The organism is Streptomyces sp. NPDC002138, from assembly GCF_040296485.1.
Taxonomy (GTDB): domain Bacteria; phylum Actinomycetota; class Actinomycetes; order Streptomycetales; family Streptomycetaceae; genus Streptomyces.
The window spans coordinates 1-11539 of the sequence record NZ_JBEOXE010000120.1; the positions used below are offsets into that span (position 1 = coordinate 1).

Consider the following 11539-nt stretch of genomic DNA (forward strand, 5'->3'; position numbering starts at 1 on the left):
GGCTGGGACCGGTAGGGGGCTCGAGGTTCCCGTGCCTCCGGCGGCGCCTCAAACGCCGGCGAGGCTGATTTTGGCGGGGCCGATTGGGTCGCGCCATCGCCGCGGGCCTCCGGCGGCGCCTCAAACGCCGGCGGGGCTGCATTGGGCGGGGCCGAGTGTGCCCGCGGGGGTGATGGGGCCGCGTCGGCGCCGCAACCCGGGGGCCCGGACACGGATGGGTCAGCGCGGGGGCGGGGTGGGGGTGGGGGGGGACAGGATGGGGGTATGCCCAATGCCCTGCGGGTCACCGCCTCCGTCGCCCTTGCCCTCGCGCTGCTTTCCACCGGCGCCTGCTCCGACGCCGGCCGGGACACCACCAAGGGCAAGGAGAACGCCCCCGGCGCCCCGCCCGCCCCCGTCTGGAAGCCCTGCCCCGCCCCGGACGCGGCCCAGGGCACCGGCCAGCCCCCCGGCAAGGACTGGGAGTGCGCCACCCTCGACGTCCCCCTGGACTACGCCGACCCCGGCGGCCAGAGCATCCCCCTCGCCCTGATCCGGGCCAGGGCCACCGGCCCCCAGTCCTCCCGCATCGGGTCGCTGATCTTCAACTTCGGCGGCCCCGGCGGCTCCGGCGTCGCCGCCCTCCCAGGCGCCGCCAAGGAATACGCGGGCCTGCGCGCCCGCTACGACCTGGTCAGCTTCGACCCCCGCGGGGTCGGCCGCAGCGCCCCCGTGCTCTGCGAGAGCGACGCCCAGCTCGACCGGTACTACGCCGCCGACAACACCCCGCAGACCCCGGCCCAGGAACAGGCGTTCCTGGCCGGGATCAAGACGTACCGCGACGGCTGCGTCCGCAACTCCGGCAAGCTCCTCCCGTACGTCGGCACCGAGAACGCGGCCCGTGACCTCGACCGGCTCCGCCAGGCGCTGGGCGACGAGAAGCTCCACTACTTCGGCATCTCCTACGGCACCGAGCTGGGCGGGGTCTACGCCCACCTCTTCCCGAAGAACGTCGGCCGGGCCGTCTTCGACGCGGTCGTCGACCCGACCAAGACCTCCGAGGAGGGCGCGCTGGGCCAGGCGAAGGGCTTCCAGCTGGCCCTCGGCAATTTCGAGCAGGACTGCATCGACCGCGGGGACGCCTGCCGCCTCCAGGGCAGCACCGCCAAGGAGATCGACGCGAACATCGTGAAGCTCCAGAAGGCCCTGTCGGCCAAGCCCATCGAGGGCGCCGGCGGCCGGCAGCTGACCGCCTCGGCCGCGACGAACGGCATCGCCTACGCCCTGTATTCCAAGGAGGCCTGGCCGCTGCTGGAGCAGGGCCTGGACGAGGCCGAGGGCGGCCAGGGGCAGCTGCTGCTCGTCATGTCGGACGCGCTCAACGGCCGCGACCCCAAGGGCACCTACAACAACATCGGCGCCGCCAACACGGCGATCAACTGCGCGGACTCCAAGGAGCGTTACACGCTGGCGCAGACGAAGGCCAAGCTCCCCGCCTTCCGCGCCGCCTCCGCCGTCTTCGGCGACTTCCTCGGCTGGGGCCTGCTGGGCTGCACCGACTGGCCGGTCAAGGGCGCCTTCGACACCCCGGACGTCAGCGCCCCGGGCGCCGCCCCGATCGTGGTGATCGGCAACACCGGTGACCCGGCCACCCCGTACGAGGGCGCCCAGAAGATGGTGGAGCGGCTCGGCTCGGGCGTGGGCGTGGAGCTGACGTACAAGGGCGAGGGGCACGGCGCGTACAACAGCGGCGACGCCTGCGTGCAGAAGGCGGTGAACGCCTACCTGCTGGACGGGAAGGTCCCGGCGGCCAAGGCCGTCTGCACCCCCGCCGCCTGACCCCGGACACACGAAGGGGCCCCGCCGCGCGCATGGCGCACGGCGGGGCCCCTTCGCATCAACCGCCTAGTAGATCGGCTTCTCCGGCTCGATCTGGTGGACCCAGCCGATGACGCCGCCGCCGACGTGCACCGCGTCCGCGAAGCCCGCGGACTTCAGGACCGCGAGGACTTCCGCACTGCGGACACCCGTCTTGCAGTGCAAGACGATCCGCTTGTCCTGCGGCAGATCCTGGAGGGCGGTGCCCATCAGGAACTCGCCCTTGGGGATCAGCTTCGCGCCGGGGATCGAGACGATCTCGTACTCGTTGATCTCACGGACGTCGATGATCTCGATCGGCTCGTCGTTGTCGATCCACTCCTTGAGCTGCTTGGGAGTGATCGTCGAGCCGAGCGCCGCCTCCTGGGCCTCCTCCGACACGACGCCGCAGAAGGCCTCGTAGTCGATGAGCTCGGTGACGGTCGCGTTCGGACCGCAGACCGCGCAGTCGGGGTCCTTGCGGACCTTGACCTGGCGGTACTGCATCTCCAGGGCGTCGTAGATCATCAGCCGGCCGACCAGCGGCTCGCCGACGCCGGTCAGGACCTTGATGGCCTCGGTGACCTGGATGGAACCGATGGACGCGCAGAGCACGCCCAGCACGCCGCCCTCGGCGCAGGAGGGAACCATGCCCGGCGGGGGCGGCTCCGGGTAGAGGCAGCGGTAGCACGGACCGTGCTCGGACCAGAAGACCGAGGCCTGGCCGTCGAAGCGGTAGATCGAGCCCCAGACGTACGGCTTGTTCAGCAGCACGCAGGCGTCGTTGACCAGGTAACGGGTGGCGAAGTTGTCCGTGCCGTCGACGATCAGGTCGTACTGGCTGAAGATCTCCATCACGTTCTCGGCCTCGAGCCGCTCTTCGTGGAGGATCACGTTCACGTACGGGTTGATGCCGAGCACGCTGTCGCGCGCCGACTCCGCCTTCGAGCGGCCGATGTCCGCCTGGCTGTGGATGATCTGGCGCTGCAGGTTCGACTCGTCGACCTCGTCGAACTCCACGATGCCCAGCGTGCCGACGCCGGCCGCGGCCAGGTACATCAGGGCGGGGGAACCGAGGCCGCCGGCGCCCACCGCGAGCACCTTGGCGTTCTTCAGGCGCTTCTGCCCGTCCATCCCGACGTCCGGGATGATCAGGTGGCGGGAGTACCGACGGACCTCGTCAACGGTGAGCTCAGCAGCTGGCTCTACCAGGGGTGGCAGCGACACGGGCACTCCAGGCGGGTCATCCCCGCGCCAGCGGGGAGCTTTAAAGTGTTGTTCTGTTCCGCAACACTGCCACGGCCCACTTCATTCCGAGACACTCGTCCCGATCCGCGAGACGATTTCGTCCCAGTACCCGGGCATCGACGCCCACGGGTCGCTTCCCGCGCGCGTTCCGAGCCGGTCCGTGAACCAGATCGTGCCCGCTCCCTGCCAGCGGGCGACCCGCACGGCCTCCTCCAGGTGCGTGCGCGGCACCCCGTGCACGAAGTGGCAGAACCGCTCCGGCGGATGTTCCGAGGTCCACTCCGCCACCTGCGACCAGCGGTAGTCGGCCCAGCTCCCGGAGAAGGTGACCAGCTGGTCGGCGACCTCGGTGTAGCCCTCGTACGGGTGGGTGCCGTGCCCGAGCACCAGGTGCGGGACGTTCCCGCCGGTCCCGAGCGTGCGCAGGGTGTCCGTCACCTTGCGCACCGCGTCCAGCCCGGCCCGGTCGGCCGGGGCACCGGCCAGGTAGAAGCCGCCGACCCGGTACCAGTCGACGAAGCGGTGGGCGTCCGAGATCAGTTCGCCGAAGGACCGCTCGCCGTTGCGCAGGGCGAGATGACCGAGTACGGTCCCGCCCGCTTCCCGGAGCCGGACGGCCGCCTCCGAGCAGTGCGGGTCGGGCCGCTGCCCGGGGCCGCCCGCCACGTTGAGGACGGCCCAGTGCAGCGGGGTGCCGGGCCGGGACAGCTCGGCCCATTCGGCGGGGGCGACCAGCGGGTGCCCGTACCCGGGGACCCCGAGGCCCAGCCGGCCGGCCTCGGTGGCCGGCAGCCGGGACCCGGGCGGGGTGGTCAGATGCGGCACGCCGCCTCCATCCAGATGTCCGCCAGCGACTCCTCCAGATTGATCCGGGGACGCCAGCCGAGCCGGTCGCGGGCCGTGCGGACGTCGGCCTGCTGCCAGGTGCCGCAGCCGTCCGGGTACGGGTACGGCGGCGGGGCGGCGGCCAGCTGCTCGGCCGTGGCCTCGGCGCGCGGGGAGCCGATCGCGGCCAGGCCCGGGGGGCGGCCGGGGTGCGCGTGCGGCTGCTGCGGTGCGTCGAGCTCGTGGATGGCACCGCCGTAGCCCGCGACCCGGGCCAGGACGGCGGCCGCGTCGCGCAGCCGCACCGCGCGGCCGGTGCCGATGTTGACGACGCCCTGCGCGGCGGAGAGCGAGGCCGCGTGGACGGCCCGCGCCACGTCCCGTACGTCGACGAAGTCGCGCTGTACGCCGAGCCCGCTGAGCTTGAGCTCCGCGTCCCCGGACTGCATCGCGCGGCGCATCGCCTCGGCGAGCCGGCCGAGCGGGGAGCCGGCGGGGGTGCCGGGGCCGACGGGCGAGAACACCCGCAGCACGACCGCGTCCAGGCCGGAGCCGAGGACGAGCTCGGTGGCGGCCAGCTTGCTGACGCCGTACGGCCCGCCGGGTCTCGGCACGGCGTCCTCGGCCGTGGACGACCCGGGCTGGCTGGGCCCGTACTCGGCCGCGCAGCCCAGCTGCACCAGCCGGGCCCCGCAGCCGCTGCGCCGCAGCGATTCGCAGATCGTCGCGACGGCGACGGTGTTGTGCCGGGTCAGCTCGCGGGCACCGCCGCGGGTGGCGCCCGCGCAGTTGATGACGACGCCCGGATGGACGGCGTCGAGGAAGCGGGTGAGCGCGCCGGGGCTGCCGGTGGCGAGGTCGAAGCGGACGTCCGCGTCGTCGCCGCGGCCGAGGGCGGTGAGCTGCACGGCGGGGTCGGCGAGCAGCCGGTCCGCGACGTAGCGGCCGAGGTAACCGTTGGCTCCGATCAGCAGCACCCTCATCGCGCGGCCCCGTGGTCGTTTGGCTGGCCGGTCATGTCTGTTTCTCCTTGTTGGCGCGGTCAGGTCTGTGCGTGTGCGGATGCGCGGGAGAGCGCGACCGTGGCGTGGACGAGCAGCCCGGCGGCGGCCGCGGCGGCGGCGACCGGGTTCGGGATCAGCGCCACCGCGAGGGCGATGGCCGCCGGGACCCGGGGCGGCGTGTGGCGGACCAGCAGCCGGGTCAGGAAGAGGAGCACCGCCAGCGGCAGGGCGGCCGCGAGCGGGGCGCCGACGAGGGCGAGCGGGACGGCGGCGAGGCCGGTGAAGGCGGCCACCGCCACCACGAGCAGGGGCCGGACCCCCGCCGCGAAGTCCTCCAGCGCCCGGCTCCCCGCGAGGCGGCGTCGCGCGCGGGCCGCGAAGACCGCGTCGCACCAGTGCGCGGGGGCCGCCGCCAGGGCGAGTCCGACGCCCAGCGGGGTGCCGAGGCGGTACGCGGCGTACCCGGCGGCCGCGGCGGTGAGCGCCCAGGCCGACCAGGGCGGGCGGCGCCCGCCGGGGCGCGGCCGGGTCAGCCCGGCGACGGTGAGCGCGACGGCGAGGACGGCCACCCAGGGGGCGGATCCGCCGATCAGGGCGGCGCCGAGGGCGAGCGCGCCGGGGACCAGCGCGTACGCCGCCCCCCTCAGGTCCGCCGCGTCGGCCCCGGCCGGGGCGGCGGCCCGGGGGGCGCCGGGCAGCTCGCCGCGCGGGACCCGGGCGTACAGCTCCTCCGCGAGGGAGAAGACGTCCCGGTGCCGGAACCGCGCGGCGGTCCGGTCGGTGATCCCGTGGGCCTCCAGGCCGGCGGCGATCTCCAGCGGGTCGACGGCCCGCTCGCACAGTTCCCGGTGGCGGTGCAGCAGCGCCTTGACCGGGTCGCCGCTGCCCCGCCGCCGCCCGGTGACGGGGCGGCCGGGGGGCGCGACGGATCCGGGCCCGGGATCGGGCCGCGGGTCCGGTGCCGGATCCGGTTCCGGCGCCGGTTCCCACTCCGTTTCCGGCGGGAGCGCGGGCGCCAGCCGGAGCACGAGCGTCGTCTCGTCCGACGGGGGCGGGGACAGGGACGGGGACGCCGCCGGGACCGGGGACGGCGCGTGCGTCGCGGTGTCCGGGTCCGGGCCGGTGTCGAGGTTCAGCCCCGCGTCCGCGTCCCGGCCCGGTTCCGGCGCCGGGACCAGCACCGGTCGCCGCGCCAGGTCGAACAGCGTCGGGGTGGTGTCCGGGTGGGTCGTCATACCGTCGCCTCCGGGGACGGGGCCCACGTCGGGGTGGTCCAGTGGCCCGGCACGCGGGCCTCCGGCGGATGCGTGAAGGGGGCGTCGCCGGGTGGGCGGGCCGCGGCCCGGGCGATCAGCTGGAGGTAGATCTCGCGGAAGGCGGCCACGTTCTGCTCGACGGTGAACAGCTCCAGCGCCCGCGCCCGCGCCGCCGCGCCCAGCCGCCGCGCGCGTTCGGGGTCGCGCAGCAGGGTCAGGCAGGCGTCCGCGAGGGCGCGCGGATTGCGCGGCGGGACCACCAGGCCCGTACCGCCGATGACCTCGCAGACCGCGCCCACGTCGGTGGAGACCGTGGCCCGGCCGCAGAACATCGCCTCGACGAGCCGGATCGGGAAGCCCTCGACCACCGAGGACAGCACGGTGACCGGGGCGGAGCCGTACGCGTCGGGCAGCGCCGGGGCCTCCGGCCCGCCGATCTCCTCGAAGGTGACGGGGCTCTCGCCGACCGTCACCGCGTTCGCCGCCTCGTCCGGGAAGAGCTGCGCCGCGAGCGAGCGGCAGTCGGCCAAGTACCCCGGCGCCGCCGCGGTCGCGAAGATCCGCAGCCGGGTGCCCGGTTCGGCCCGCCGCACCTCCGCGAACGCGTGCAGCAGCGCGATCAGGTCCTTGGCCGGTTCTATCCGGCCCACCCACACCAGCGTGGCCGGGTCGCCGTGGTCGGCAGCCTCCCCGACGGTGGCGAATCGGTCCGCCTCCATCCCCGGGTAGACCGTGCGCACCCGCTCCCGGGCGGCCCCGCAGCGCTCCTGCCAGCGCCGCGCGTGCGCGTTGCCGGGGGTGAGGAGGTCCGCCCGGGCGTAGATCTCGGAGGCGAGCCGGATCTGGAAGGCGCCGAGCAGGGCCCGCAGCGCCGGGCGTTCCTCCGTGTGCTCCAGGTAGTGCGCGCGGAGCTGGACGCCGTACTCCGTGACCAGCAGCGGCACCCCGAAGAAGCGTTTGGCCACCAGTCCGGGCAGCGCGGCCAGGCCGCCCGCCGCGGCGTGGCAGACGTCGACGGCGCCGAGCTCCTCGTACCAGTCCAGGCTGAGCGGGCGCAGCGAGCGCTCCAGCTCGTCGACGAACGCGAGCAGGTCGGGCACCTGGGCGGCCTGGACGGCGCGGCTCGCGCCCGGGGCCCTGCAGGCCGACTCGACGGCCCGCACCGCGGTCTCGGAGCGCACGGCCGCGTACAGCCCGCCCTGGTCCCGGGCCAGTTCGGCCAGGCCGTACAGCCCGGCGGTGAAGGGGTCGTCCTCGGCGGCGCAGATCCCGCGCACCAGGTCGGTGAAACAGGCCAGGAACCGGCGCCGTTCGCGGCGCGAGTAGGTCCGGCCGTCGTCGTCGGGGGCCCACAGGGGGGCCGTCCGCACCCGCGTGACGTGGGCGGGCAGCTCCACCCGGCCGCGCTCCTCCTGCCCGGCGCTGCGGCTCAGCGCGTACAGCTCGAACTCGTGCTGCGGAAGTCCGCGCACCAGCCGGTCGCACCACAGCCTCGCTTCGCCCGTCGCATACGGATAACCACCTTCCGTGAGCAGTGCGATCCGCACGAGTGGCACCCCCGATCTCCCGTTCAGGCGGCCTCCGTCGGTCCGGTGACCCGCCGCGAGAACTCAAGCGGATATGCCGAAGGCGCGACGGACGGTTGTCCATCGCGCCACCGGAAGGGGTGAAGAGTCGTAACTTTCCCGTACGGTTCGCGTTCGACCGCGCTAAGACTTGCGTCAGGCGGCGTGCGGAACCTCCTCCCGCGGGGCCCGGGCGGCGCGGCGTGCGGCGGCCAGGGCGGGGTCCAGGGAGGGCACCGCCGCGAGCAGCTGCCGGGTGTAGGCGTGCCGCGGCCGGTCGTACACCTCGTCCACCGGTCCCTCCTCGACGACCTCTCCGCGGCGCATGACCACGACCCGGTCGCTGACCTGGCGGACCACCGCGAGGTCGTGGGCGATGAAGACCAGCGCGATGCCGGTCTCCCGCTGGATCTCCGCCAGCAGGGCGGTGACCTGGGCCTGCGTGGTGACGTCCAGCGCGGAGACCGCCTCGTCGCAGACGATCAGCCGGGGCCGGGGGGCGAGCGCGCGGGCGATCCCGACGCGCTGGCGCTGGCCGCCGCTGAACTCGTGCGGATAGCGGTCGTGGTGGGCCGCCTCCAGGCCGACCCGGACGAGCAGTTCGCCGACCCGGGACCGGATGGCGTCCTCGTCGCGCTCCCCCGCCGCGCGCAGCGGGTCGGCGATGGATTCGCCGATGCTCCGGCGCGGGTTGAGGGAGGACACCGGGTCCTGGAAGACCATCTGGACGCCCGGGCCGACGCCGGACCCCTCGCGCCCCGCGCGGCGGACGCTGCCGGAGGTCGGGTCCAGCAGGCCGACGAGCATCCGCCCGAGGGTGGACTTGCCGCTGCCGCTCTCCCCGACGATGCCGAGGGTCTCCCCCTCGGCGACGGTGAGCGAGACCCCGTCGACGGCGGTGACGCGCTTGCGGCCCCGCCCGAACTCCCGCCGCAGGCCGACCGCTTCGACCACGGGCGTACGGACCTCCGCGGGCGGCCCACCCGCCCGCGGGGCGTCCAGCCGGGGCACGGCCGCGAGCAGCTCCTTGGTGTACGGGTCCCCCGGCGCGGCCAGCACCCCGGCCACCGGGCCGTGCTCCACGGCGCGACCGCGCCGCATCACGAGCAGTTCGTCCACGCTCTCGGCGGCCACCCCCACGTCGTGGGTGACCAGGACCAGCCCGAGGCCGCGTTCGGCGCGGAGCTCGTGCAGCAGGTCGAGGATCTGGGCCTGCACGGTGACGTCGAGCGCGGTGGTCGGCTCGTCGGCGACGAGCAGCCGGGGTTCGCAGGCCAGGGCCATGGCGATGAGGGCGCGCTGGCGCATGCCGCCGCTGAACTCGTGCGGCCGGGCGCGGGAGCGGCGTACCGCGTCGGGGATGCCGACCCGGTCCAGCACCTCGACCGCGCGGGCGCGGGCGGCGCGTCGCGAGACGTCGGCGTGCACCCGGTGGACCTCGGCGATCTGGTCGCCGATGGCGTGGTACGGGTCGAGGGAGCTGAGCGGGTCCTGGAAGACCATCGCGGCGACGCCCCCGCGCAGCGCGCGCAGGGCGGCGGGCGAGGCCGTGGCGACGTCGACACCGCCGACCCGGACCGTGCCGCCGAGCTTCGCGCCGGTGCCGCGGTGGAGCCCGAGCAGGGCGGTCGCGACGGTGGACTTGCCGCTGCCGGATTCGCCCACGATGCCCAGGGCCCGGCCCGGTTCCAGGGTGAAGGAGATCCCGTCCACGGCGCGGGTGTACTCCCCCGGTCCGCCGTGCGGGAAGTCGACCACGAGATCGGTGACGTCCACCAGTGATCCGGTCATGCGAGGGCCACCCTTCGGTCCGCGACGGCGTACAGCACGTCGGCGACGGCGCCCGCGGCGACGACGGCCGCGCCGATGGCGAGGACGACGCCCACCACGACCGGCAGGTCGACGACCCGCACCCCGTCGATGAACGTCTTGCCGAGTCCGGGGATCCCGAACAGCGACTCGGTCAGCACGGCGCCGCCGATCATCGTGCCGAAGTCCACGGCGCTGAGCGCGATCACCGGGGCCACCGCGCCGCGCACGGCGTGCCGGGTCACGATCGCCCGCTCCCCCACGCCGTAGGCGCGGAAGGTGCGGATGTGGTCCTCGGCGAGCGTCTCCAGGGTGGCGCTGCGCGTGACGCGGGCGTACTTGGCGCTCTCGTAGAAGCCGAGCGTGAACCAGGGCAGCAGCAGGTTCCAGGCCCACTGCTCCGGGTCCTCGCCGAACGGCACGTACGTCGGGAAGGGCAGCCACCGCAGGTAGGCGCAGACGGCCATGAGCAGCAGCAGCCCGAGGATGAAGACGGGGGTTCCGGTGGCCGCGAGGGTGACCACCGTCAGCGCCCGCTCCAGGAAGCCGCCCCGGCGGACCGCGGACAGCAGTCCGGTGCCCACGCCGATCACGAGCCAGATGACCAGTGCGCCCAGCGCCAGCGACAAGGTGGCGGGCAGCCGGTCCAGGATCAGCGCGGTGACGTCCTGGTCGCTGCGGTAGGAGAAGCCGAGGCAGGGCGCGTCGCAGTGCAGGACGCGTCCGGCGCCGCCGGAGTAGTCGCGGCCGGCGAGCAGCCCCTGGAGGAAGTGCAGGTACTGGACGGCCACGGAGTCGTTCAGTCCGAGCCGCTCGCGCACCTGGGCGATCTGCGCCGGGTTGCACCGCTCCCCGCACGCCAGGCGGGCGGGGTCGCCGGGGGCGAGGTAGAAGAGGGCGTAGACGATGACGGAGAGGGCGAGCAGCACCAGGACCGCGCCGCCGAGCCGTTTGAGCACGAAGCGGGTCACGCCGAGCGCTCCTTTCCGGTGCCGACCCGCAGGCGCGAGACCGCGCGCGGGTCGAGGGCCGTGCGGACGCCGTCGCCGAGGACGGTGAAGGCGAGCACGGTGACGAAGAGCAGCCCGGCGGGCAGCAGGACGTAGGCGGGGTCGGCGCGGAACCAGGTCTGCGCGCTGGACAGCATCTGCCCCCAGGACGGGGTGGGCGGCTTGACGCCGACCCCGAGGAAGGACATCGAGGCTTCGATCACCATGTTGGTGGGTACCTTGATCGCGGCGAGGGTGATGACGGGCGCGGCCAGCGAGGGCAGCAGCTCGCGGCGGGCGATGCGCAGGGTGCCGTTGCCCGAGAGCCGGGCGGACTCGACGAAGTCCAGTCCCCGCAGGGTGAGGGTCTGGGCCCGCACCATCCGGGCGGTGCCGCCCCAGTCGAGCAGCCCGATGACCACGACGAGCAGCAGCGGCCGGGGGAAGTCGGGCGGTACGACGGCGGTCAGCCCGATGGCGAGCACGAGCATGGGCAGGGCGATCATCACGTCGGTGATCCGGCCCACGACCTGTCCGGCGAAGCGGTTGCCGAGCCCGGCGACGAGTCCGGCGGCCACCCCGAGGACGACCTGGACGACGGTCGCGCCGAGCGCGACGAGCAGGGAGATCCGCGCCCCCTCGAGCAGCCGGGTGAAGAGGTCGCGGCCGGTGCCCGGTTCCACGCCGAGCCAGTGGTCCCCGGAGACTCCGCCGAAGGAGCCGATCGGGACTCCGCCGCGCGCCGAGTCCACGAGGTCGTCGTGGTAGACGTTCGGGTCCTGGCCGGCGAGCTGCGCGAGCAGCGGAGCGGCGAGGGCGACGAGGACGAGCAGGACCAGCACACCGGCGGCCACGAGGGCGGCGGGCCGCCGCCGCAGCCGGCGCCACACCTGGCGCGCGGCCCCCGCGGCCGGGGCCCCCCCCCCCCCGCCGGGGGGGGGGGGGGGGGGTAAGGGGGGGAGGGGGACCCGCCCAGAGGAAAAGAAGGGCGGGGGGGGGGTGGTGGA

9 protein-coding genes are annotated in these 11539 nt (G+C 74.7%); 1 reads left to right on the forward strand and 8 read right to left on the reverse strand.

The window, feature by feature from the left end; genetic code table 11:
• Window positions 1–264 precede the first annotated feature (264 nt).
• Window positions 265–1818 (forward strand): alpha/beta hydrolase, encoded by a 1554-nt coding sequence (locus tag ABT084_RS36910; protein WP_351053936.1) that lies wholly within the window; start codon window positions 265–267, stop codon window positions 1816–1818.
• A gap of 66 nt (window positions 1819–1884) precedes the next feature.
• Here ABT084_RS36910 and moeZ read toward each other — a convergent pair whose 3' ends face one another.
• From moeZ to ABT084_RS36950, 8 genes are all read right to left on the reverse strand, one after another.
• Window positions 1885–3063 (reverse strand): adenylyltransferase/sulfurtransferase MoeZ, encoded by a 1179-nt coding sequence (gene moeZ / locus ABT084_RS36915; protein WP_351053938.1) that lies wholly within the window; start codon window positions 3061–3063, stop codon window positions 1885–1887.
• Window positions 3064–3144: 81 nt separating this feature from the next.
• Entirely contained in the window at window positions 3145–3909 is a 765-nt protein-coding gene (locus tag ABT084_RS36920) for a spherulation-specific family 4 protein (protein ID WP_351053941.1), read from the reverse strand.
• On the reverse strand, window positions 3897–4892 hold the full coding sequence (locus ABT084_RS36925) for an NAD-dependent epimerase/dehydratase (RefSeq protein ID WP_351053944.1): 996 nt from the start codon (window positions 4890–4892) through the stop codon (window positions 3897–3899). The genes ABT084_RS36920 and ABT084_RS36925 overlap by 13 nt, the downstream gene beginning before the upstream one ends.
• A 59-nt stretch (window positions 4893–4951) precedes the next feature.
• Window positions 4952–6148, reverse strand: coding sequence for a hypothetical protein (locus tag ABT084_RS36930; RefSeq protein WP_351053947.1), 1197 nt, complete (start codon window positions 6146–6148; stop codon window positions 4952–4954).
• Window positions 6145–7716 carry a DUF3492 domain-containing protein gene (locus ABT084_RS36935; RefSeq protein ID WP_351053950.1) on the reverse strand — a complete coding sequence of 524 codons (1572 nt, stop codon included), beginning with the start codon at window positions 7714–7716 and terminating at the stop codon, window positions 6145–6147. The genes ABT084_RS36930 and ABT084_RS36935 overlap by 4 nt, the downstream gene beginning before the upstream one ends.
• 174 nt (window positions 7717–7890) lie before the next feature.
• Window positions 7891–9525, reverse strand: a complete 1635-nt coding sequence (locus tag ABT084_RS36940; RefSeq protein ID WP_351053953.1) for a dipeptide ABC transporter ATP-binding protein — start codon at window positions 9523–9525, stop codon at window positions 7891–7893.
• Entirely contained in the window at window positions 9522–10514 is a 993-nt protein-coding gene (locus tag ABT084_RS36945) for an ABC transporter permease (protein WP_351053955.1), read from the reverse strand. The genes ABT084_RS36940 and ABT084_RS36945 overlap by 4 nt, the downstream gene beginning before the upstream one ends.
• Window positions 10511–11422, reverse strand: coding sequence for an ABC transporter permease (locus tag ABT084_RS36950; RefSeq protein ID WP_351053958.1), 912 nt, complete (start codon window positions 11420–11422; stop codon window positions 10511–10513). Before ABT084_RS36950 ends, ABT084_RS36945 begins: the two co-directional genes overlap by 4 nt.
• Window positions 11423–11539: the final 117 nt, after the last annotated feature.